General features: G+C 66.4%; 22 protein-coding genes. 15 read left to right on the top strand and 7 right to left on the bottom strand.

Annotated elements, in window-relative coordinates; translation table 11 throughout:
* The first annotated feature begins 42 nt into the window (after window positions 1-42).
* The gene (locus tag ACZYZF_RS02230) at window positions 43-1,230 is read left to right on the top strand and encodes a thiolase family protein (RefSeq protein ID WP_463745981.1); all 1,188 of its coding nucleotides are present in this window, start codon (window positions 43-45) and stop codon (window positions 1,228-1,230) included.
* A 97-nt stretch (window positions 1,231-1,327) separates the two neighbouring features.
* On the opposite strand, the gene ACZYZF_RS02225 is transcribed toward ACZYZF_RS02230, so the two are convergent.
* Complete coding sequence (locus ACZYZF_RS02225) at window positions 1,328-1,789, bottom strand: nitroreductase family deazaflavin-dependent oxidoreductase (RefSeq protein ID WP_463834406.1); 462 nt, start codon at window positions 1,787-1,789, stop codon at window positions 1,328-1,330.
* Window positions 1,786-3,561, bottom strand: a complete 1,776-nt coding sequence (gene aspS, locus ACZYZF_RS02220; protein ID WP_463834405.1) for an aspartate--tRNA ligase — start codon at window positions 3,559-3,561, stop codon at window positions 1,786-1,788. The genes ACZYZF_RS02225 and aspS overlap by 4 nt, the downstream gene beginning before the upstream one ends.
* 85 nt (window positions 3,562-3,646) lie before the next feature.
* Here aspS and ACZYZF_RS02215 point away from each other — a divergent pair, with 85 nt between their 5' ends.
* Together ACZYZF_RS02215 and ACZYZF_RS02210 are read left to right on the top strand one after the other, a co-directional pair.
* Window positions 3,647-4,579 carry an oxidoreductase gene (locus ACZYZF_RS02215; protein ID WP_463834404.1) on the top strand — a complete coding sequence of 311 codons (933 nt, stop codon included), beginning with the start codon at window positions 3,647-3,649 and terminating at the stop codon, window positions 4,577-4,579.
* Window positions 4,580-4,615: 36 nt separating this feature from the next.
* Window positions 4,616-5,119: an SRPBCC family protein gene (locus tag ACZYZF_RS02210; RefSeq protein ID WP_463834403.1), complete on the top strand. Its 504-nt coding sequence runs from the start codon at window positions 4,616-4,618 to the stop codon at window positions 5,117-5,119.
* A gap of 4 nt (window positions 5,120-5,123) precedes the next feature.
* Here ACZYZF_RS02210 and ACZYZF_RS02205 read toward each other — a convergent pair whose 3' ends face one another.
* Window positions 5,124-6,599, bottom strand: a complete 1,476-nt coding sequence (locus tag ACZYZF_RS02205; RefSeq protein WP_463834402.1) for a carboxylesterase/lipase family protein — start codon at window positions 6,597-6,599, stop codon at window positions 5,124-5,126.
* A 74-nt stretch (window positions 6,600-6,673) separates the two neighbouring features.
* Between ACZYZF_RS02205 and ypfJ the strand changes: the two genes are divergently transcribed.
* From ypfJ to ACZYZF_RS02170, 7 genes are all read left to right on the top strand, one after another.
* On the top strand, window positions 6,674-7,567 hold the full coding sequence (gene ypfJ / locus ACZYZF_RS02200) for a KPN_02809 family neutral zinc metallopeptidase (protein ID WP_463745711.1): 894 nt from the start codon (window positions 6,674-6,676) through the stop codon (window positions 7,565-7,567).
* Window positions 7,560-9,194, top strand: a complete 1,635-nt coding sequence (locus ACZYZF_RS02195) for a DUF885 domain-containing protein (RefSeq protein ID WP_463834401.1) — start codon at window positions 7,560-7,562, stop codon at window positions 9,192-9,194. The genes ypfJ and ACZYZF_RS02195 overlap by 8 nt, the downstream gene beginning before the upstream one ends.
* Window positions 9,195-9,347: 153 nt before the next feature.
* Entirely contained in the window at window positions 9,348-10,229 is an 882-nt protein-coding gene (locus tag ACZYZF_RS02190) for an RNA polymerase sigma-70 factor (RefSeq protein WP_463835111.1), read from the top strand.
* Window positions 10,229-10,675 carry an SRPBCC family protein gene (locus ACZYZF_RS02185; protein ID WP_463834400.1) on the top strand — a complete coding sequence of 149 codons (447 nt, stop codon included), beginning with the start codon at window positions 10,229-10,231 and terminating at the stop codon, window positions 10,673-10,675. Before ACZYZF_RS02190 ends, ACZYZF_RS02185 begins: the two co-directional genes overlap by 1 nt.
* Before the next feature lie 32 nt (window positions 10,676-10,707).
* Window positions 10,708-11,292, top strand: coding sequence for a TetR/AcrR family transcriptional regulator (locus tag ACZYZF_RS02180; RefSeq protein WP_463745709.1), 585 nt, complete (start codon window positions 10,708-10,710; stop codon window positions 11,290-11,292).
* Between the two features lie 2 nt (window positions 11,293-11,294).
* Window positions 11,295-12,854 carry a flavin-containing monooxygenase gene (locus ACZYZF_RS02175; protein WP_463745708.1) on the top strand — a complete coding sequence of 520 codons (1,560 nt, stop codon included), beginning with the start codon at window positions 11,295-11,297 and terminating at the stop codon, window positions 12,852-12,854.
* Window positions 12,851-13,669 (top strand): mycofactocin-coupled SDR family oxidoreductase, encoded by an 819-nt coding sequence (locus tag ACZYZF_RS02170; protein WP_463834399.1) that lies wholly within the window; start codon window positions 12,851-12,853, stop codon window positions 13,667-13,669. The genes ACZYZF_RS02175 and ACZYZF_RS02170 overlap by 4 nt, the downstream gene beginning before the upstream one ends.
* Window positions 13,670-13,685: 16 nt before the next feature.
* On the opposite strand, the gene ACZYZF_RS02165 is transcribed toward ACZYZF_RS02170, so the two are convergent.
* Together ACZYZF_RS02165 and ACZYZF_RS02160 are read right to left on the bottom strand one after the other, a co-directional pair.
* Window positions 13,686-14,582 (bottom strand): acyl-CoA thioesterase, encoded by an 897-nt coding sequence (locus ACZYZF_RS02165; protein ID WP_463745706.1) that lies wholly within the window; start codon window positions 14,580-14,582, stop codon window positions 13,686-13,688.
* A 13-nt stretch (window positions 14,583-14,595) separates the two neighbouring features.
* Window positions 14,596-15,432, bottom strand: coding sequence for an LLM class flavin-dependent oxidoreductase (locus tag ACZYZF_RS02160; RefSeq protein ID WP_463834397.1), 837 nt, complete (start codon window positions 15,430-15,432; stop codon window positions 14,596-14,598).
* 110 nt (window positions 15,433-15,542) lie between these two features.
* Here ACZYZF_RS02160 and ACZYZF_RS02155 point away from each other — a divergent pair, with 110 nt between their 5' ends.
* From ACZYZF_RS02155 to ACZYZF_RS02135, 5 genes are all read left to right on the top strand, one after another.
* Entirely contained in the window at window positions 15,543-16,181 is a 639-nt protein-coding gene (locus ACZYZF_RS02155) for a TetR/AcrR family transcriptional regulator (RefSeq protein WP_463745704.1), read from the top strand.
* Window positions 16,182-16,293: 112 nt separating this feature from the next.
* Window positions 16,294-17,523, top strand: a complete 1,230-nt coding sequence (locus tag ACZYZF_RS02150) for an amidohydrolase family protein (protein ID WP_463745703.1) — start codon at window positions 16,294-16,296, stop codon at window positions 17,521-17,523.
* A gap of 39 nt (window positions 17,524-17,562) precedes the next feature.
* The gene (locus ACZYZF_RS02145; protein WP_463834395.1) at window positions 17,563-18,723 is read left to right on the top strand and encodes an acyl-CoA dehydrogenase family protein; all 1,161 of its coding nucleotides are present in this window, start codon (window positions 17,563-17,565) and stop codon (window positions 18,721-18,723) included.
* A complete protein-coding gene (locus tag ACZYZF_RS02140; RefSeq protein WP_463834394.1) occupies window positions 18,720-19,994 on the top strand; it encodes an acyl-CoA dehydrogenase family protein in 1,275 nt (424 codons plus the stop codon). Before ACZYZF_RS02145 ends, ACZYZF_RS02140 begins: the two co-directional genes overlap by 4 nt.
* Before the next feature lie 81 nt (window positions 19,995-20,075).
* Window positions 20,076-20,510: an SRPBCC family protein gene (locus ACZYZF_RS02135; RefSeq protein WP_463745700.1), complete on the top strand. Its 435-nt coding sequence runs from the start codon at window positions 20,076-20,078 to the stop codon at window positions 20,508-20,510.
* Here the strand turns inward: ACZYZF_RS02135 and ACZYZF_RS02130 are convergent.
* Window positions 20,507-21,517, bottom strand: coding sequence for an Rv2578c family radical SAM protein (locus tag ACZYZF_RS02130; RefSeq protein WP_463745980.1), 1,011 nt, complete (start codon window positions 21,515-21,517; stop codon window positions 20,507-20,509). The genes ACZYZF_RS02135 and ACZYZF_RS02130 overlap by 4 nt on opposite strands.
* 232 nt (window positions 21,518-21,749) lie before the next feature.
* Window positions 21,750-22,937 (bottom strand): hypothetical protein, encoded by a 1,188-nt coding sequence (locus tag ACZYZF_RS02125; RefSeq protein WP_463834392.1) that lies wholly within the window; start codon window positions 22,935-22,937, stop codon window positions 21,750-21,752.
* Window positions 22,938-23,067: the final 130 nt, after the last annotated feature.

Here is a 23,067-nt window from a genome sequence, read left to right as displayed (position 1 = left end):
GTAGCCATCACAATACTCAGCGTGGAGCATCAGGAGGCCAAGATGACCGGATATGCAGACCGGGACGCAGTCATCGTCGGAGCGGTCCGTACCCCGATCGGCAAGGGCAAGGCCAGCGGCGCACTGCACGGCGTCTTGCCTGCGGACCTGCTGGCGCACAGCCTGCGGGAGCTGATCACCCGCACCGGCGTCGACCCGGCACTGGTCGACGACGTCATCGCCGGGGCCGTCACCCAAGTAGGCGATCAGGCGGTCAACATCGCCCGTAACGCCCTGCTGGGCGCGGGCTTCCCGGAAACCGTTCCCGGAACCACGGTGGACCGGCAGTGCGGCAGCAGCCAGCAGGCGATCAGCTTCGCCGCCCAAGGCGTGCTGGCCGGCGCCTACGACATCGTGATCGCCGCAGGCGTGGAATCCATGTCGCGGGTACCGATGGGCAGCTCGGTATTGCCGGGCAGCGACCCGTTCGGCCTGGCCTTCGCCGAGCGATATTCCGAAGGCCTTGTCCCGCAAGGGATCAGCGCAGAGCTGATCGCAGCCAAGTGGGGCTTCTCCCGCGCCCAGCTCGACGAGTTCTCCGCGAGCAGTCACGAGAAGGCAGCCCGCGCCACCAAGGACGGACTGTTCGAGGCCGAACTCGCCCCCATCGCCGGACTGAGCACCGACGAGATCATCCGGCCGGGGACGACGGTGGACACGCTGTCCGTGTTGAAGCCGGCGTTCTACAACGAGGCCTACGCCGCCCGATTCCCTCAGATCAACTGGGAGATCACCCCCGGTAACTCGTCACCGCTGTCCGACGGCAGTGCCGCCGTGATGATCACCAGCGGTGCGACGGCCAAGAAGCTCGGGCTCAAGCCGCTCGCCCGGATCCACACCACCACGGTGGTCGGGTCGGACCCGCTCTACATGCTCACCGGTGTCATTCCGGCCACCGAAAAGGTCCTGGCGCGTGCAGGTTTGACGCTGGCCGACATCGACCTGTTCGAGGTCAACGAGGCGTTCGCGCCGGTGGTGCTGGCCTGGGCTCACGATGTCGGAGCAGACCTCGCCAAGACCAACGTCAACGGCGGAGCCATCGCGATCGGCCATCCGCTCGGCGCCAGCGGTGCGCGCATCATGACCACTCTGGTCAATGCCCTGGCACAGCGGGGTGGACGCTACGGCCTGCAGACGATGTGTGAGGGCGGCGGCATGGCCAACGCCACCATCATCGAACGGCTCACCTGACCCCCGCCTGATGCCCACCTGATCCCCGCCGAAACGGCATTCCGGCAGAGAATGTTCGAGTAGGGCCCTGCTGGAATGCCGTTTCGGCGCGAAGAGGCTAGGCGCGGACCAGTTCGAACAGCGGGATGGCCCGAGTGGTCTTCGACTGGTATTCGGCGAACACCGGGGCGCGCTCGATGATCTTCGGGTACGCCGCATCGCGCTCGTCGGCGGGCAGCTCCCGGGCCGTCGCGTCATAGGCATCGGTGCCCACCTCGATGCGCACATTCGGGTTGGCCCGCAGGTTGTGCACCCAGGCCGGATCCTTGGGCCCACCGGCGTAGGAGCCGACGATCAGCATCCTGCCGTCGACTTCCAGGTAAGCCAGCGGCGACAGCCGGGGCTGACCCGACTTGGCCCCGATGGTGTGGAGGAGCAGCAGCGTGCCGCCCTCGAAAGGCCCACCCACCTTGCCGCCATTGGCCCGGAATTCCTCGACGACGCCGCGGTTGAAGTTGTCCAGGGCCGCCACATCGGCGACCAGCTCGGTCTTGTCGAAGTTCGGATCGGTTTCGGTCATGACTTCTTGAGCTCCTCGGGCTTGGCGTCTATTCCCGATTCCTTGCGCTGCTGCGCGGTGATCGGAGCCGGCGCGTCGGTCAGCGGGTCGACGCCGCCGCCGGACTTGGGGAACGCGATCACCTCACGGATCGAGTCGACCCCGGCCAGCAGAGCGGTGATGCGGTCCCAGCCGAAGGCCAGCCCACCGTGCGGTGGTGCACCAAAAGCGAAGGCGTCCAACAGGAATCCGAACTTGTCCTGGGCTTCGGCGTGGTCGATGCCCATCATCGCGAACACCCGCTCCTGGATGTCGCGGCGATGGATACGGATCGAACCGCCGCCGATCTCGTTGCCGTTGCAGACGATGTCGTAGGCATCGGACAGCGCGTTGCCGGGATCGGTGTCGAAGGTCCCCTCCGATTCGGGCTTCGGCGCGGTGAAGGCGTGGTGCACGGCAGTCCAGGCACCCGAACCCACGGCGACGTCGCCCGAGGCGGTCGCCTCGTCGACGGGTTCGAACATCGGGAAGTCCACCACCCAGGTGAATGCCCAGGCGGCCGGGTCGATCAGGTCGAGGCGCTTGGCGATCTCGATGCGGGTGGCGCCGAGCAGCGAACGCGCCGACTTGACCGGGCCGGCCGCGAAGAACACGCAGTCACCCGGCTTGGCGCCGACGTGGGCGGCCAGGCCGTCCCGCTCGGCGTCGGTGAGGTTCTTGGCCACCGGACCACCCAACGTTCCGTCCTCGGCGACCAGTACGTAGGCCAGCCCCTTGTGACCGCGTTGCTTGGCGAACTCCTGCCAGCCGTCGAGGGTGCGGCGCGGCTGCGATGCCCCGCCTGCCATGACGACAGCACCCACGTAGGGCGCCTGGAACACCCGGAACGGGGTGTCCTTGAAGTACTCGGTGCACTCGATGAGCTCGACGCCGAATCGCAGGTCGGGCTTGTCGGAACCGAACCGGCGCATCGCGTCGGCGTAGCTGATCCGGGGCAACGGCAGCGGCAGGTCGTAACCGATGGTCGACCAGACCGACTTGAGCACCTGCTCGGCGATGGCAATCACGTCGTCGGCGTCGACGAAGCTGAGCTCCATGTCCAGCTGGGTGAACTCCGGCTGGCGGTCGGCACGGAAATCCTCGTCGCGGTAGCAGCGCGCGATCTGGTAGTAACGCTCCATGCCCGCCACCATGAGCAGCTGCTTGAACAGCTGGGGGCTCTGCGGCAGCGCGTAGAACGAGCCGGGCTGCAGTCGCGCGGGCACCAGGAAGTCGCGGGCGCCCTCGGGGGTGGAGCGCGTCAGGGTCGGGGTCTCGATCTCGACGAACTCGTGCTCGGCCAGCACGTTGCGGGCAGCGGCATTCACCTTGGAGCGCAACCGGATTGCGTTGCCCGGTCCTTCGCGGCGCAGATCCAGGTAGCGGTACTTGAGCCGGGCTTCCTCGCCTGCGGTCTCGTCGAGCTGGAACGGCAGCGGAGCGCTCTCGCCCAGCACCGTGAGCGACGTCGCGTTGACCTCGATCCCTCCGGTCGGGATCTCGGCGTTCTCGTTGCCTTCGGGACGTACCTCGACGAGGCCGGTGACGGCGATGCAGAACTCGGCGCGCAACCGGTGGGCGGCGGCGAGCACGTCGCCCTCGCGGAACACCACCTGAGACACGCCCGACGCGTCGCGCAGATCGATGAAGATGACACCGCCGTGGTCACGGCGACGCGCCACCCAACCCGCCAGGGTCACCGTCTGTCCGGCATCGGTGGCCCGCAACGAACCGGCGGCATGACTGCGCAACACGAAAACTCCTGAATGTCGAGTCGGAAGAGACTGGTGGTGACGAGTGAACAGTCTAGAGAGTCGCTTGTCCCGGTAACTTGGCAGCGTGGATGAGCGCTCGCGCGAAGACCCGGCATCACTGAACAACTCCCCCATCGCGGTCATCGGCCCGGGCGCCATCGGGTCCACCGTCGCGGCGCTGTTGCATGCCGCCGGACAGCCGGTCCTGCTGTGTGGACGCACCCCGCGCGACGGCATCGAAGTCCGGCCCGACGACGGGCAGCCCATCCGGGTGCCAGGCCCGGTGCACACCGATCCGGCGGCCGTCGACGGCCCGCTCGACGTGGTGTTTCTCGCGGTCAAGGACACCCAGAACGCGCAGGCGGCGCCGTGGCTGGACCGGCTGTGTGACGAGAAGACCGTGGTGTGCGCGTTGCAGAACGGCGTCGAGCAGGTCGAGCGCGTCAGCGCCGTCAGCCGGTGCACCGACCCGGCTCACGTGGTGCCCGCGGCGGTCTGGATGTCATCGGAAGTGCAGCCCGAGGGCTGGGTGCGGCTGCGCAGCGAGGCCAGACTCGTGCTGCCCGACACGCCGGCGGCCGCGACCGTGGCCGACGCCGTGCACGGCACCGCGATCACCGTCGAACACGATCCCGACTTCCGCCGCGCGGCCTGGCGCAAGCTGCTGGTCAATGCCGTGGTCGGGTTCATGGTGCTGGCCGATCGGCGCGCGGGAATGTTCCGCCGTGACGATGTGGCCGCACTGGCCCGGCGCTATCTGACCGAATGTCTGGCGGTGGCGCGGGCCGACGGCGCGGATCTGGGTGATGAGGTGGTCGACGAGATCGTCGGCATGCTCGCCTCGGCCCCGGAAGACCTGACCACCTCGATGCTGACCGACCATCAGGCCGGCCGGCCGCTGGAGTGGGATGTGCGCAACGGTGTCATCGCCCGCAAGGCAGCCGCACACGCGCTGCCCACCCCGATCAGCGATGTGGTGGTACCGCTCTTGGCGGCCGCCGGCGACGGCCCGGGCTGACCCACCAGTAGACACTCTGCCCTAGGGTGTCTACCCATGGCCCGGACCTACCCGTGTGAGCGCGTCGAATTGGACTTCTTCGACCGCGCCCCGTTCCGTTTCGTCAGCACCGTCGACCTCGCCATCACGCCCGAGCAGCTGTTCGAGGTGCTCAGCGACGAGACCTCCTGGCCGCACTGGGCGACGGTTATCACCAAAGTGGAGTGGACCAGCCCCGAGCCCCGCGGCGTGGGCACCACTCGGACGGTCACGATGCGCGGGCACATCACCGGCGATGAGGAATTCCTGGCCTGGGAACCTTTCTCCCACATGGCTTTCCGCTTCAACACCAGCACCTCGAACGCGATCTCGGCCTTCGCCGAGGACTACCGCGTGGTGGAGACGGCCGACGGTTGCCACCTGACCTGGGTGATGGCCATGAAGCCCAGCGGGCTGGCCGGGCGGCTCGGGATGACGATGGGCCAGCCGGTGATGGCGTGGCTGTTCCAGCGATTCCTGTACAACCTCCGCCGTTACAGTAACGAGCGCTTCGGCAAGTAGGGCGCTAGCCCAGGCCTTCCCACACCTGGCGTCGCACCGCGTCGGGATCGGCCACGGTCTCGTCCCGCGTGGAGCGGATCACCCGGGTCAGGCGCTGCCCGACGTCGTATTCCGGCCAATCGGCAACCTCGGCCCGGGCGAAATCGAGCCAGGTGCGTTGCATCCGCCGACCGACCGACGGCTGCACCCGGCGACCCAACGGGTGAAGCTTGCGCCCCAGATACGACCCGTAGCTGTGCTGGATGTGCACGATCTCGCTGCCGTGGGTCGCGCCCAGCCCCAGCACCTTGAGCGTCCAGGTGGTGTGGTCGAACCGGTACACGTGGGTCGGCGCGTGCCCGCTGTAGGCGTCGGCGAACGCCCAGGTCGGTGCGCCGAACATCACGTCAGAGCCGAACGCGATCAGCGCCCGGCGGCGCGGGAAAGCGGGATAGGCGGCCAGCACCCGATCCCTGGCCTGCGGGTCGTGGCGGCGGAGATAGTCCTCGACCCCCGCCAGCGTGGTCGGCAACATCGGCGGCTTGCCCCAGGCGAACATCGACGCCTCGTGACTGTTGGTGCCGATGATCAACGGAATCGCGGACACCGCACCCGCGCGTGCTGCCTCGATCGGGTGCAGCGGCAACAGTTCGACGCCGTGCGTCAGCCCGTAGGCCAATGTCGGTGTCCGCTGGGCGCTTTCCAGTTGCAGCTGCCCGGCGGCGCGGCGCAGCTGCCGTTGCGGCAGCACTTTGAGTTGCTCGGCCCCCACCCCGAGGAGCTGCATGAAACGGCGCGACTGACGGGCCCGCTCTTCCCGGTCGGCGATCAGCGGCAACGCCGGACTCTGCGCGATGCCCCGGGCGAACAGCCCGTCGGCCGCGGGGCTGGCCAGCAGGGCCAATACCGATGTGGCACCGGCTGATTCACCGAACACCGTCACTTGTTCGGGATCGCCGCCGAACGCGGCGATGTTGTCGCGTACCCATTGCAACGCGGCGATCTGGTCCCGCAGACACAGGTTGTCGTCGAATCCCTCACCCAGGTCACCGAGTTCGAATCCGCCGAACACGCCGAGCCGGTAGGTGACATTGACGACCACCACGTCGCCGTTCTCGGCCAGCCGCGAACCGTTGTACAGCTGCAACTGGCCGGCGCCGTAGACGAACGCCCCGCCGGGGATCCACACCATCACCGGCAGCGACCCGCCCGTATCCGGAGACCAGACGGTGACGGTCAGGCAAGCCTCGTCGCGCACCTTGGGGTCGTCACGGCCTCCCCCGACGAACGAACGGCCTTGTGGCGGCAACGGGCCGTGCTCCACAGCGTCGCGGACCCCGGACCAGGGCACCACGGGCTGCGGCGCCAGGAAGCGCAGCGCGCCGATGGGCTGCTGGGCGTACTCCACACCCCGCCAAACGCTGACCCCGCCTTCACGGGTGCCGCGTAACCGCCCCAGCGAGGTGTGGGCGATGGTCGAATGTTCCGCAACGACGGACACGTCTGAATCGTAGTGTGAAAAGCTTAACGGGCTGTTGAGCACGCACCTACCGGCGAATGCGATGGAGTGACGGGATGACCTTCAACGAGGGTATGCAGATCGACACGAGCACCACTTCCAGTTCCGGCGGTGGCCGCGGCCCCGGCCGTGGCATCGCGATCGGCGGAGGTCTCGGCGGTCTGTTGATCGTTGTGCTCGCGATGTTCCTGGGCGTCGACCCCGGCACCGTCATGCCTCAACAGCAGCAGCCGATAGACACCAGCAGTGCCGGGGGCGAGGGATTCGACCTGAACCAGTGCAAGACCGGTGCCGACGCCAACAGCAAGGTCGAGTGCCGAGTGGTCGCCACCGGCAACTCGGTCGACGGCGTGTGGCAGCAGCTGTTGAAGGGATACACCCGTCCGCACGTCCGGCTGTTCAAGGGGCAGGTCCAGACCGGGTGTGGTCCGGCCACCAGTGACGTCGGCCCGTTCTACTGCCCCGTGGACAAGACGGCGTACTTCGACACCGACTTCTTCCAGGTGCTCGTCGACCAGTTCGGTTCCAGCGGAGGCCCGCTGGCGCAGGAGTACGTCGTCGCCCACGAGTTCGGCCACCACGTGCAGGACCTGCTGGGTGTTCTCGGCCGGGCCCAGCGCGACCCTGAGGGCGCCACCGGCGCCGGTGTCCGCACCGAACTGCAGGCCGACTGCTACGCCGGCGTCTGGGCGCATTACGCGTCGATCACCCGGCAGGAGGGCACCGACGTGCCGTTCCTGGAACCACTGAGCGACAAGGACATCACCGACGCGCTGTCGGCGGCCTCCTCGGTGGGCGACGACCGCATCCAGAAGCAGGCCACCGGCCGGGTCAACCCGGAAGCCTGGACCCACGGTTCCTCCGAGCAGCGGCAGAAGTGGTTCACCATCGGCTACCAGACCGGTGATCCGAACAAGTGCGACACCTTCGCCGCGAACAACCTTGGCTAGGGCAACCACTGCCGTCGACGCGGTAGCAGAGCGCTACCTCGATACGTATGCACGGCTGGATCCGTGCGCCGCAACAGAACTGGGCATCACCGGCCACGACGATGACGTGACCGACTACTCCCCGCAGGGGGTGGCCGCCCGCGCCGAAGCTGCCCGCGCGACCTTGCGGGAGCTCGACGGGGTCGAGCCCGCAGACGAGGTCGACGTGGTCACCGTGGCCGCGCTGCGCGAACGCCTCGGCGCGGCCGTCGACGTGCACGATGCCGGCCTGGATATGGGTGAGATCAATGTCATCGCCTCGCCGCTGCAAGCCATGCGCGACGTATTCGACCTGATGGCCACCGACACCGATGACGACTGGGCGCTGATCGCCGCGCGGTTGGCGAAGGTGCCCGAACGTGCCGCAGGCTACGCGGATGCACTCCGTGCAGCGGTCCGCGGCAGTCACGCCCCGGCCCTGCGTCAGGTGACCCGCGGCGTCACCCAGGCCCGGCAGATCGCCCAGTTGTTCGCCGAGATGGCTACCGGCGCGGCACCCGGAAACCGGCGGCTCCAGGCACAGCTACGGCAACGCACCGAAGCCGCGGCCGATGCCTACCGGCAGTTGGGCGACGTGTTGTGTGAGGACATCGCCCCGCGTGCCCGCCAGTCCGACGCCTGTGGGCGCGACACCTACCGCCTGATGTCACGGTTGTTCCTGGGCAGCGCCGTCGACCTCGACGAGGCCTACGAGTGGGGTTTGGGGCTGCTCGATGCCGTTGTGGCCGAACAGGAATCGATCGCCCAGCAGCTCTATCCGGGCGCCACGGTGTCCGAGACTCTCCGCCGGTTGGACGATGAACCGCGATACGTCATCACCGGCACCGATGCACTCCAGGCCTGGATGCAGGACCTTTCCGATCGCACCGTGGACGCGCTGGCCGGCACCCACTTCGACATCGACGGCCCGCTTCGCACCCTGGAGTGCCGGATCGCGCCGACCCAGACCGGCGGCATCTACTACACCGGGCCGTCCGAGGACTGGTCGCGACCCGGACGCATGTGGTGGTCGGTTCCACCCGGCGTCGAAGAGTTCCACACCTGGCAGGAAACCACCACGGTGTTCCACGAAGGTGTCCCCGGCCATCATCTGCAGATCGGCCGCGCGGTGGCCCTGGCCGACGAGCTCAACCGGTGGCGCCGGATGGGCTGCTGGGTATCGGGGCACGGCGAGGGCTGGGCTCTCTACGCCGAGCGGTTGATGGCCGAGCTGGGCTGGCTCGACGATGCCGGCGACCGGATGGGAATGCTTGACGCGCAACGGTTCCGCGCGGCCCGCGTGGTCATCGACATCGGCGTCCACTGCGGTCTCACGGCTCCCGACGGGGAGGTGTGGGATGCCGAACGGGCATGGAACTTCCTGACCTCGCATTCAGCCATGGCCGAGGAGAACCTGCGCTTCGAACTGGATCGCTATCTGGGCTGGCCGGGCCAGGCGCCGTCATACGCCATCGGTCAACGGATCTGGCACGAGCTCCGCGACGAGGCCCTACGCCGTGGATCCTCGCTGCGGGAGTTCCACAGCCGGGCACTCGATCTGGGCGGGCTACCACTCGATGTGCTCAGATCGGCGTTGTCGGCGGATTGACCGGCTGAGAGGACCGTGGCCAACCATGCGCACGACGTCTCACATATGTGACACAGCCACTGTGTGACGCGGTTCACAGCCGAAGGCTGTCACGGTTCGGCCTATCGGCGGTGTCTGAGAGTGTGACTGTGCCGACGCCGAAAGGGGGCTGCACTGAACACGACCGAGGTATTCGCCGGCTACCGTCCCCTGCTGTTCACGCTTGCCTACGAAATCCTGGGCAGTGCGACCGATGCCGAAGATGTCGTACAGGACAGTTACCTACGCTGGATCAAGGCGGGCGAGGTCACCCATCCGCACGCCTATCTCGTGCAGATCGTCACGCGGCAGGCCCTCAACGCACTGCGCGCCAGCAGGCGTCGACGCGAAGATTATGTCGGCAACTGGCTTCCCGAGCCCATCCAGACCGCCCCGGATGTGAGCGAGGACGCCGTCCTGGCCGAATCCGTTTCCATGGCGATGCTGCTCATCCTGGAGACGCTCAGCCCCGACGAGCGCGTGGTGTTCGTCCTGCACGAGGTGTTCGGCTACAGCCAACCCGAGATTGCGCTCGTGGTGGGTAAGTCCGACATCGCGGTGCGCCAAATCGCCCATCGTGCACGCGAGCACGTGCAGGCTCGACGACGGCGCTATACACCGGACAGGCAACTGGCGCGGGCCACTGTGACGAAATTCCTGCGGGCCGCCCGCACCGGGGACATCGACGGTCTCGTCGCGGTGATGGCGCCCGAGGTCGTTGCGTTGTCCGACGGTGGCGGACAGGTATCAGCTGCGCGTCGTCCAGTCGTCGGGCCACAGCGAGTCGCGCAGTTCATGGCAGGACTGGCCCAAGGTGGCATGGCCGGGTTCGACGTCTCGTTCGGCAGCTACAACTCGATGCCGGCCGTGTTATTCGGCCGCCATGGTGTTTTGGACTCGGTCCTGCTCATCGATGTGACCGATGGACTCATCACTGCGCTCTATGCGATACGCAACCCCGACAAACTCCGCGGCGCCGCCGCAACCCGCACCCTGACCAGACAGCAGGAGGACTGATGCAGACCGTCACCGTCGAACGGACCATCGCGGCACCGCAGGATGAGGTGTTCGACTTCATAAGCAACGCAGGCAATTTCACGCGCTCTCCGCTCGTGCTCCGGCAGCGGCTGGCCGAACCGGGTCTGCACGCTCCCTACGGACAAGGAGCGGTGCGCATCCTGCTGTGGACCATCGGCTGGTTCCGGGAACGCATCACCGCCTACGACGCGCCGCATTCCTTCGACTACACGGTCGAACGCAGTTTCCCGCCGTCGGAACACCGGCACGGTCACGTCGGCTTCACCGCCGTGGACGGAGGCACCCGCGTCGTATGGACCACGACGTTCCGGGTGAAGTTTCCACTCATCGGCGAGGTACTGACCCGGTGGGTCGGCCGGCCGATGCTGACCAGGGTGTTCAACGACGTGTTGGATGCCGCTGCGGCAGATTTGTCCAAATGCTGACCATATTGAACACATTTCGATAATGTGTTCAAATGCCCGAAGCGGACCGAGCGGTGTCACCCGTGCTGCTCGCTGCCACAGCTGAGACGCTCAGGCGTTTGGGCCCAAGACAATTCAGTCTGACAGCGGTCGCCGAACACGCGGGGGTATCCCGTGGCACCGTCCACAATGCATTGGGCAGCCGTGACAACGCGATCAGAAACGGGCTCGATCACCTGGCCGGCGCGTTCATCGAGACCATCGCCGCCGAGGCCGGCCGGCACGACACCCTGGCCGGCCAGGTCGCCGCGGCCGCGGCCGTCATCTGCGCGCACCGTCAGCAGTCGGACTCCGTGGCACCGCGCGGCATCAACGAGAGCATCCTGGTGTTGCTCCTGCGCAATACCGGTGACGATCTGATGCGACGCTCGATCGAGCTGTGGAAACCGCGGGTCCGGGCCGCCCAGGAGCGCGGCGAGGTCGGCGCGGGCGTCACCCCGGCGCGGGCCAGTGAATGGATCGTGCGCCTGCTGCTGAGCTTCGAACTTCTCCCACCGATCGGCGTGAACCTCGACAGTCCGCGTGCGGTGAAACGATTCGTGTCCGACCACATCGTCGTCGGCCTGACCGGAAGGTAGTCATGACGGAGCCAGATTACGAGGTGGCGATCATCGGCGCCGGCCCCGGCGGCATCGCAACGGCACACCTGTTGCGCCAGAGAGGTATTCACGACTTCGTCATCATCGAACGCGGAACCGACTTCGGCGGCACCTGGCGCGACAATCACTACCCCGGCCTGGCCGTCGACATCCCCACCCTGTGGTATCAGCTGTCGTTCGCCCCCAACCCGAACTGGAGCAGGTTCTTCGCGCCCGGCCCGGAGATCCATCGCTACCTGCAGGACACGGCGGCCGGTCTCGGGCTCTACGAGCACCTGCGTCCCAACTCCGAGGTGATCCGCCAGCAGTGGGACGACGAGCACGGCTTGTGGCGACTCCAGATCCGCGGCGGCGCGCCGGTGACGGCACGTTTCGTGGTCAGTTCGGTAGGCGGATACGTCAACGCCAAGAACACCGTCGACATCGACGGCGTCGAAGACTTCACCGGAACGATCCTGCGCCCCAACGCCTGGGACGACAGCTACGACACCGACGGGAAGCGCATCGCGGTGATCGGCACCGGATCCTCCGGCGTCCAGATCACCGCCGCCGTGTCCGCCGAAGCGGCCAATCTCGACGTCTACCAACGCACCCCGGCGTGGGTGCTGCCCAAGATCGACTTCGACATCACGCCGCGGATGCGCCGGTTGTTCCGGCTGCCTGGATTCGTCCCACTCGTCAACGCGGCCGGCCGGCTGGCGATGGACGTCTTCATGGTGGCGCCCATCGTGCACATCTTCTCCCGACTGCCCGACAAAGTGCTGCGCCGCATCATGCCGCTCTACGACGGCTGGTCCCGACTGCTGTACCGGCTGCTGCTGCGCGCCGTCGTCGACGATGCGGCGACGCGGCGAAAGCTGGTGCCGCGTTACGGCATCCTGGCCAAGCGGCCGGTGATCTCCAGCGCATTCCTACCGGCGCTGAACAATCCCAACACCAACCTGATCACCACACCGATCGACCGGATCACCGCGACCGGGATCCGCACCACCGACGGCGTCGAGCACCCAGCCGACCTGCTGGTGCTGGCCACCGGCTACGAACTGTGGATCGACCCCGAAACCTACCGACCGGATACCGTCCTGGGCGCGCGCGGTTTCGACCTCGCCCAGTACTACCGCGCGCACGGTCTGCACAGCTACGCGGGCACGGCCCATCCGCGCCTGCCCAACCGCTGGGAGATCGTCGGCCCGCTCGGCTTCGTCGGGTTCGCCTGGCTGGACTATGTCGAGACCGTGGCCGCACATGCCGTGCGGATCATCGATGAGACCCGGCGCCGCGGCGCGCAGGCCGCCGCCGTCAGTCAGGATGCGTTCAACCGGTGGAATGCGCGCATGCGCCGGGATGGCCGTGTCGCGCACCTGTACTACACCGCGACTTCCGGGCTGAACACCTATTTCGTCAACTCGCAGTACGAAACCCCGTACTACCGACCGCAGACGATCACCGGATCACGGCAGTTCGCCCGTCACTCTCCACTGTCCGACTACGAATTCACCAATGTCCGCGTCGCGGCATTACCCGAGGAGCAGCTCGCATGACTACCCCATTGGCCGGCCGGGTTGCCTACGTCACCGGCGCCGCACGCGGGCAGGGCCGCTCGCATTGCGTGCGACTGGCCCGCGCCGGCGCGGACATCGTCGCGCTCGACGCTTGCGCACCAGTCGCCGAACACAACGGATATGCCGCCGCCACCCCGGAGGATCTCGCCGAGACGGTGGCATTGGTCGAAGGCGAGGGACGCAAGATCCTGGCCCGTGAGATCGACGTGCGCGATGCCGAGGGCCAACAGCGGCTCGTGGCCGACGCGGTCGAGCAGTTCGGCCGCCTCGACATCGTCGTCGCCAATGCCGGCGTGCTCAATTGGGGCCGATTGTGGGAAATCTCGGCCCAGCAGTGGCAGGACATCCTCGACATCAACCTCACCGGCGTGTTCAACACCGTGCAGGCGACGGTGCCGGCCATGATCGCGGCGGGCAACGGCGGATCCATCATCGCGGTGAGTTCGGCCGCCGGGATCAAAGCCGTGCCGGGGTGCGGTCACTACTGTGCCAGCAAGTTCGGCGTCGTCGGGCTGACCAACTCACTCGCCATCGAGCTGGGTGAGTTCGGCATCCGGGTGAATTCGATCCACCCGTACGGCACCGACACCCCGATGGGCAACGACCTGTCGATGTATCAGATGTTCGCCGACCATCCGACCTACATCCACAGTTTCTCGCCAGGCGCGCTGCCGACGGATTCGCTGGCCCCGCCCGACACGATCTCCGACATCGTGGTGTGGCTGGCCGGCGACACGTCGTCATTGGTCACCGCCGCCCAGATCCCCGCAGACAAGGGCTATTTGAAGATCTGAGCGGCGGGCACCGGACTCACAACCGCGAGTGCTCGGAGATACTCGTATCGGTGGTGCGCAGCGGGCGGATCAGCCCATCCTGGCTGAACGACGCGATCAGTTCACCTTCCTCGGTGTGCACTGCACCGCGCACGTACGACATGCCCGAGCCGACCTGGGTGCTCTCGTGGCTGTAGAGCAGCCAGCCATCCCAGCGGACCGGCTCGTGGAAACTCACCGTGACCGTCATCGGCGCGGTCGAGACGGTGAGGTGGGCCTGGGCGGTACCGATGCCCTCATGCGCGCGCATGGTGGTCGAAATACCAAGGTGTCCGGTGAAATACGCGATCAGCGCCTTGGCCAGGTCGTCGCGGACCGGCACGGGGTCGTAGTGCAACCAGGCGTACAGCTCCGGCGGTCCGACCTCGTCGGGGCTGTTGACGTCGACCACGTCGACCAGTCGCAGCTCACGTCCGATCATCGGCATGGGCGAGACGTTCGAGTCGCCGGGGCCGGCGACCTCTGGCCGCGGCAGATGATGACGGATGACGTCACCGGACGGCACGTCGGCGAACACCGTGATGGTGATGCACCGCTTGCCGTTCTGCGAGGCGGCGATCACCGCGGTGGCCGTCGAGCGGCCCTCACTGATCACATCGATGTCGAGCTCTACCTGCGGACCCACCATGACCGCGCGGGCGAATACCGCGTGTGCCGAGCGGATCGACTTGCCCGGGAAGCGTTTCGCTGCCGCGACGATCGCGGCACCGACGATCTGGGTTCCTTCGACCACCTGGCGCTCGTCCACACCGGCGATACCGGTCGGCACCGTGAAACGGTTCTCCCCCGCCGGTTCGGCATCGAACAGGTCGAGCAACATCTGCAGCGTCCACTGCGTCGGTTCTGCCTCTTTGGGTTCAGCTTCTGCGGTCATGAGCATCTTCCTTTCACGCGTTGATGACTGTCTCAGCGAATTCTGAAATGGTTTGGGGTGCAGCGAAGTCGGCGAACCACACGTAGAAGCGCTCAACACCCTGCGCGGACAATCCAGCGAAGTGGGCGGAGAGTTCCGCGGCGTCGCCGCACACCAAGCCGTCACCGAGATGCCCGAACAGTCGGGCGCTGCGCTCGGTCACCGCAACGCGGTCGGAGTCGCGCCCCACGAAGCCGACCATCTGTTGCAGGGAAACCCGCACCGTACCGACGGTCGGAAGCAGTGCGGGCAGCCGGTCCAGCTGATGCGAGGGAATGTTCCACCAGTCGGCATGGGTGCGTACCAGGTCCATCATGCGCTTGCCAGTTCCACCCAATACCAACGGAATTGGATGGGCAGGCCGAGGCGTTTGGGCTTTTTCGTCGTCGCCACCCCAATACTGGTGCAGCAACTGCAGATTCTCGCCGAGCCTGCCTACTCGCGCTGCGGCGTCACCCGTCTCGATGCCGAACCGCTCGAACTCCTGTGGCCACGACCCCGAGCCCAACCCCAGCTCGAACCGGCCGCCGCTGGCCGCCGAAAGTGTGACGGCCTGTTTGGCCAGCACGGCCGGATGACGGAACGCATCGCACAACACCAGATGCCCGATCCGCAAGCGCTCGGTGCGGGCGGCCACCCAGGTGGCGACAGTCATTGCCTCCCAGATGTTTTGGTGGGTCGCGCCCGGGGCTTCCAGATGGTCGATGAAGGCGATGCCATCAAATCCACTGGCCTCCGCCACCCGCGCCCGTTCAACGACGTCATCGACGCCGAGCCGCACCTGGGGCAGGAACAAAAACCACTGACTCATCGCTGCACCGCCCGCAGTCGATCCAACACAGTAATCACAAGCCGCCTATTGCTTCTACAGAAACGGTAACGTCATTCTCGCAAGTGCAGCATGACGGAGGTGATGGCGCAATGGCCAGTCCGGCCGGACGACCGACCGAAGGCGCGCGCGCCGAGGCGCAGGCGGACCGGGCCCGCCGGTTCATGAAATCGGCACTCGCCATCCTCGGCGAGACGGGGCGCACCGACTTCACCGTGCTGGAGGTCGTGGAGCGCTCCAAGACCTCACTACGGTCCTTCTACCAGCATTTTTCAACCAAAGACGAGCTGCTCCTGGCCCTCATCGACAAGATCATGGCCGAGTCCACACTGCGTTGGCGCGCGGACACCGACGGCCTGACCGGACCCGAGGCGCTGCGGTCGCTCATCGAGCGCATCACCGTCCCGGCGTCCTCGAGCACTCAGGACAGCATCAACCGCGGCCTGACTTTCTACAACGACCATCTCGCCGAGTCCCTGCCCCGTGAATACGCACGGGTGCTCACACCGTTACACCAGCTCATCGGCGACATCCTGCGGCGCGGAGTGAACTCGGGAGCCTTTCGGCCCGACATCGATGTCCAGAGCACCTCAGCCTTGATCATGCAGTCGGTACTGGGTGCGATGAGGCTGCGATCGCTGGGCGTCGAACTCAACGGCGCACCGATCGACGGCGAGCACATCTACGAGTTCTGCGTCCGCGGCCTACTGGCACCCGAATCCCCCGCCTGACCAGCAAATTCCCACCTTCCTGAGCGGTCGCCCGAATGCCCTCGTCCGCGCCGGTCGTCCCGTGGTAACGTCATTACCAGTTTCGAAAACACGACTCTCCCAGGAGGCGAAGATGCCCTCACGCGAGCTTCCCTATCCGGTGTTCGACGCCGACAACCACTTTTATGAGCCCAAGGAAGCGCTCACGAAATTCCTGCCGGAGCACCGCAAGGGCGTCATCGACTACATCGATGTCCGCGGCCGCACCAAGATCATGGTTCGCAACGTGGTCAGCGACTACATCCCGAACCCGACGTTCGAGGTGGTCGCCCGCCCCGGCGCACAGGAGGACTACTTCCGGCACGGCAGCGGCGGCAAGAGTTACCGCGAGGTGATGGGCAAGCCGATGAAGGCCATCCCTGCCTTCCGCAATCCGCAAGCGCGCCTTGAGGTTCTCGACAGCCTCGGCCTGGACTACACCCTGATGTTCCCGACGCTGGCCAGCCTCGTCGAGGAGCGCCTCAAGGACGATCCCGACCTGATCCTCGACATCGTGCACGCACTCAACGAGTGGATGTACGAGACCTGGCAGTTCAACTACGAGGGCCGCATCTTCTCCACCCCGGTCATCAATCTGGGCAACGTCGACCGCGCACTCGAAGAACTGGAATGGTGCTTGGAGCGCGGCGCCAAGACCGTCCTGGTCCGGCCCGCGCCGGTGCCGGGTTATCGCGGTAGCCGCTCCATGGGTGTGGAGGAGTTCGATCCGTTCTGGGACGCCTGCGTGAAGGCAGGTATCCCGGTGTCGATGCACGCCTCGGACAGCGGATATTCCAATTACCTCAACGACTGGGAACCGGCCACCGAGTTCAAGCCGTTCGCGCCCACCTCGTTCCGGATGGTCGCCATGGGCAAGCGTCCGATCGAGGACACCATGGCCGCACTGGTCTGCCACGGCGCGCTGACCCGCAACCCGGACCTGCGCATCCTGTCGGTGGAGAACGGCGCCTCCTGGGTGCCTTACCTGCACTACCAGTTCAAGGACGTCTACTCGAAGATGCCCGATGGATTCCCGGAGGATCCGATCGAGGCGTTCAAGCGCTGCGTGTACGTGGCACCCTTCTGGGAGGACGACTTCAAGAAGATGGCCGACCTGTGCGGCGTCGACAGGGTGATCTTCGGTTCCGACTGGCCGCATCCAGAGGGCCTGGCCGATCCGATCAACCTGGTCGACGACCTGCAGGCGCACGGCCTCGACGACGAGGGCGTCCGAAAGGTGATGGGCGGCAACCTCGTCGACCTCTTCAAGGTCGAGAACAAGAAGGTCTACCGGCCCGATGTCCCGGCACTCGTACTGAACTGATCCAGTCCCCTCCTCTACCTACGAAGCTGGGCCGACTACATGACAGATGTGGCAAATCCCGAACAGATGCTGTTCACCTCCACCGCGCAGGCCTTCCTGGAAAAGGAGGTGCCACTGAGCCGAGTGCGTGAACTACACGCCGCGCACATTCCGTTCGACACCGGATGGTGGGGCCGCGCAGCCGAATTGGGGTGGGCCAGCCTTCTGGTACCCGAGGAACTCGGCGGCGGCAGCCCGTCCGGGGACGGTGTCACCGACCTGGCGTTGCTCGCCGAGCAGGCCGGCCACACCGTGGCCCCCGGTCCCCTGCATCCGGTCAGTGTCGTGCTGGCCGGCCTCGTCGAATCACCCAGCGGGCACGAGGAACTGATCGAATCGCTGGTCGCCGGCGAGACCGTGGGGTCCTGGGCGGCCTATGAACCCAAGCGGCCGTTCGGAGCTCTGCAGGCCGTCACCGGGATCGGCACCACGGCCACCCGGACCGACGCGGGCTACCGCATCGACGGCGTCAAGGACCGCGTCGAAGCCGGTGACCAGAGTGACACGTTGCTGGTGGTGGCCGCCTGCGACGGCCAGATCCGGCAGTTCGTGGTGCCGACCGACGCCGCCGGGGTAACGGTCAGTCCCCAGAACTCGGTGGACCTGGTCAAGCGTTACGCCCGAGTGCAATTCGACGGCGTCGCAGTCGGCGAGACCGCCGTGCTCGGCACCGCCGAGCAGACACCGGCGATCATCGAACGCCAGCGCGAGGTCGCCCTGGTGCTGCAGTGCGCCGAGATCGTCGGAATTCTGGACGTGGTGCTCACCATGACCAATCAATGGCTGGCAGACCGGCACAGTTTCGGCCGCCCGCTGGCCTCATACCAGGCCCTCAAACATCGTGCCGCTGACATGAAGATGTGGTTCGAAGCCGCGCGCGCCACCACCGCGGGAGCCGTCGCCGCGGTGGCCCAACGCTCCCCGGAAGCGCCCAAGCTCGTCAGCGTCGCGAAAGCCTATGTGGCCGAACGTGCTCCCGTGATGCTGCAGGACTGTGTGCAGTTACACGGCGGAATCGGCGTGACCTGGGAGCACGATCTGCACCTGTACCTGCGGCGGGTTGCGTTGTATCGCGCGTTGTACGGATCACCCGAAGACCACCACCGCGCCGTATATGCGCTGAGCCGCAAGACCCGCGCAGCCGAGGAGATCGGGGCATGACCGACACCGTGAGCACCACCGCAACCACAGAGTCCGTCGAGGAGTTCGCACTGCGTGCCCGGACCTGGCTGGCCGAGAACATGCCGGCAATCGATCCGGGCAATCCTCCGTTCGCGGTACGCGCGGAATCCGAATCCTGGGAACGGGCAAAGGAACTGCAGAAGCGCCTCTACGAAGGTGGATTCGCCGGAATCTGCTTCCCGCGCGAGTACGGCGGCCTCGGCCTGGACTACGCGTACCAGAAGGCATTCAACGACGAATGCCGAAACTACGAGATGCCGCTGATCCTCAACACCCCCTCGTTCACCATTTGCGGCGCAACGATTCTCGACATGGGCAGCGAAGAGCAGAAGCGCGAACGCATTTCGGCTGCGGTCCGAGGCGACGAGGTGCTCTGCCAGCTGTTGTCCGAGCCCAGCGGAGGCTCGGATCTCGCCGGCGTGATCACACGCGCCGAGCTCAAGGGCGACACGTGGATCATCAACGGCGCCAAGACGTGGAGTACCAGCGCGTTTGCCGCGGACTACGGATTGATGCTGGCCCGTACCGACTGGGCCGTGCCCAAACACGAGGGCCTGACCATGTTCCTCGTCCCGCTGAACGCACCGGGGATCACGATGCGCCGGATCACCGAGGTGAACGGCAATGAGGAGTTCTGCGAGGAATTCTTCGACAACTTGGAGCTTCCGGCGGACGCCGTCCTGGGCGAGGTCAACGACGGCTGGACCGTCGCCTCTCGCCAGCTGCACCACGAGCGTCGGGCTGTCGGTGGCGGTTCCGAGTTCGCCAGCGGGACCGGTGCCGAGAACGCGAACGAGATGCCGCCCGATCATGTCGGGCTGGCCGAGGCCACCGGGCAGGGTGACGACGCCCGGGTCCAGGATCTGGCCGGGCGCGCCCTGGTCCGGCGCATCGTCAAGAAGCAGCTCATCGATCACGTCGGCAAGGCGATCGGAAACGGTTCACTGCCACCGAATGCGGGCACGTTGATCCGGCTGTTCCATGCCGAGACCACCGAGCTGGAGGTGGACACCGCACTGGCGATCGCAGGCACGGCCGGTGTGGTCGACGAGGGTTCGGAAGGTAGCCCAGAGTTGGCCGGTTTGATGGAGATCGGTGTTCGCTATCTATCTCGGCAGACCGGGTCCCTGGGCGGTGGCAGCTCGGAGATGGCGCGCAACGTCATCGGCGAGCGGATCCTTGGCTTCCCACGCGAACAAGCGGCCGACCGCGGCGTGCCGTTCAATCAGGTCAGGCGCAACAAGAGCTGACTGTCTTTCGGCGCTGAGGCACGGTCATCTCGACAGGTTTGCCGCGTACGGTGGGGACCAGCCTACGCAGGGGGAATCCTGATGCCGACCATTCATTTGGAACGAGTGATCGCAGCACCGCTCGAGCAGGTTTTCGACTGGATGGCCGACCCGGCGGGTCTGGCCACCGCACCGCTGGTGCTGCGGGCGGGATGGGCGGCGGGTTCGTCGGAACCTGCGGTGGGGGCCGTCCGGGCGGTGACCGGAGCCGGCATGTGGTTCCGGGAGGAGATCACCGCGTACGACCGCCCGAACAGTTACTCGTATCTGATCATCGGGTCATTCCCGCCGTTCGATCATGACGGCGGCACACTGACTTTCGCACCCCGCGGCGACCGTACGCATATCGACTGGACGACGAGCTACACCCACCCGGCACGCGCCGGTGGAAAGGCGATGGAGGCCATCAGCTCACGGCTGCTCCCGTGGAATTTCCGCGTCATCCTCGCCAATTGCGCCAAGGCACTGGAGCACTAGAAGAGGGCTGGTTGCGTCGGTGCCGCGATTTCACGTACGGCACCGATGCGCGCCATGGGCGCCGGCCCAGTCAATCCGTACCGGGCAACCAGCGGTGCCACGCGGGTACGAAGCATGTCGCGATAGTCCGGTGGCAGATACGCCCCCCGCCGGTACAACCGCTGATAGTCGGCAAGCAGTTCAGGATGTTCACGCTGCAGCCAGGACATGAACCAGCCACGGGTCGACCCCCGCAGATGCAATCCGAACACCGTCACTCCGGTGGCCCCCGCCGCAGCGATGCGGCCGAGCAGTCCGTCGAGTTGTTCGGCCGAATCGGTGAGATACGGCAACACCGGCGCGACCATGACATGGCAGCGCAACCCGGCGTCGCGAATAGCGGCGATCAAGCCCAACCGCGCTTCGGGGGACGGAGTGCCGGGTTCGACGGTGCGGTGCAGCTCCGGATCACCGACTGCCAGCGACACCGCAACACTCACCTCGACGCGACGCGATGCCTCCACGATCTGCGGAAGGTCACGCCGCAACAGCGTGCCCTTGGTCAGGATCGAGAACGGCGTCCACGAATCTGCCAACGCCGCAATGATTCCCGGCATCAAAGCGTATCGGCCTTCGGCGCGCTGATAGGGATCGGTGTTGGTGCCGAGCGCGACGGTCTCGCGCGTCCAGGACCGGCGACGCACCTCTCGCGCCAATACGTCGGCGACGTTGGTCTTCACCACCACCTGGGTGTCGAAGTCTGTGCCGCTGTCGAAGTCGAGGTACTCATGGGTGGGGCGGGCGAAACAGTACCGGCAAGCGTGGCTGCAGCCGCGATAGCCGTTGACGGTGTACCGGAAGGGCAGCATCGACGCCGCCGGCACTTTGTTCAGGGCCGACTTGCACAGCACCTCGTGAAATGTGACGCCGTCGAACTGAGGTGTACGAACGCTGCGGACGAAACCGAGCCGCTGCAGCCCGGGCAGCGACCCGTCGTCAACGCCCACCGCCTGACCGTCCCATCGCACATTCATATCGAACAATTGTTCGATATGAATGTCAAGGTGATTCCCACGTTCGACCTCGAAGGAGACTGGGTGCGCCGGTGCCGCGGTTTCGGGTACGGCACCGGCGCCCGCCGTGGGCGAACGCCCAGCCAGTTGCGCAATCAGACGGCAGTGAAACCGTCTCGGCGCATACGTGCATCGAACAACAGTTCGAACATCATCGCAACCTTGATCCCAATCCGTGGGATCCGGATCAGGCCGAACCGGACCCAGGCTCGAGCGCCAGCCGAACCTGCGACTCGATCGCGGCGACGACCGGACGAGGCAGGTGCACCCGGCCCCGCCCATCGAGGTCGACCACTATCTGCTGCACCTTGCGCAGGTAGGACGTCTTCTCCCCCGGCTGGTCGGTGGCCTGCGCATGGTTGTAGAGCTTGGCGGCGGTGTCGAGGTCCGCACGGTCGTCGTCGGCCAGGTAACTGGTTCCCGTGGCTTTGCCGTCGCGTTCGCACCGTGCCCACTGGCGCCGCAGTGCATCGACCGCCGCGCGGTAACGCCCGGCGAATCCGGCGTCGCCCGGGTAGGTATCGGTGGCCAGTGCCTGGGCCTCCTCCAACGCAGTGTGGAAATCCATCACGTGATCGCGGGTGATGTCGGTGACTCCCGGATAACGCAGGTACAACGCGGGATCCAACTCGTAGGTGCCGTATTCGGACAACACCCGCCGGTGCACGACGCGTGCGGCCTCCCACAACCGGAGATCGGCCGCCGGCGACGCGCTGGTCCCGGCCACCGGGGACACAGACGGCTCGGCCGTCGCGACCTCCGGTGCGGCGGGCTCGGGCGGTGGTTCCTCCGCGGTAGCAGAGTCTTTGGACGTGCCGCGCGGACCCGCCGGCCTCATCGGCTTGTACCTGCGCGGCTCGTCGGGAACCGCGCGCCGCAGTCGCCGCAGGATTTCGGCGCCAACAGGATCGGCCTCCAGGACTGCGACGTGATAGCTGGCGTCATCGCCGAAGGTCAATTGCAGATAGTGCGCGCCTTTGACGCGAAGGTCGCGGTCAGCGGGTGCGATGCGGGTCTCCGTCGACACGTCGGCGGACAGACCGACGTCAACGAGGTCTGCCAGCGGGCGCACCACATCCTTGCTGTCCTCGGTGCCGATCAGAACCTGCCCGTCGACCAGGGCGAGCCGCACCGCGGCTCGCCGCCCGGTCATGCGCCCGGCGATGCTGAACAACACCGAACCCGTCAATGAGCCGCCCACCACGAGCATTACGAGCTGAGGGGCGACCCCACTGACGACTAGGACGAAGAGCAACGGCACCGCCGCAAGCACCAGCGCCGCACAGACGCCCTTGCGGACGCGAGTCCGGGTATCGAGGTATTCGGTGCGGGAGATCAGCGCGAGATTCTCACCGGCCGGCGCGTCAACGCTCATGCTGCCGCAACCATCCAACGCACCCCGACGACACTACCGTGCAGCTACTGGCCAGTGGCCTCTGCGTATGGTTGACCCATGCCTGAAGACCTGCAGCAACGCCGACGGGCCAGGTTTGACCGCCGAAAGG

Source organism: Mycobacterium sp. IDUB_24 (assembly GCF_055419385.1).
The sequence above is the reverse complement of the archived record's forward strand: the minus strand, read 5'-3'. Positions and strand labels throughout refer to the sequence as shown.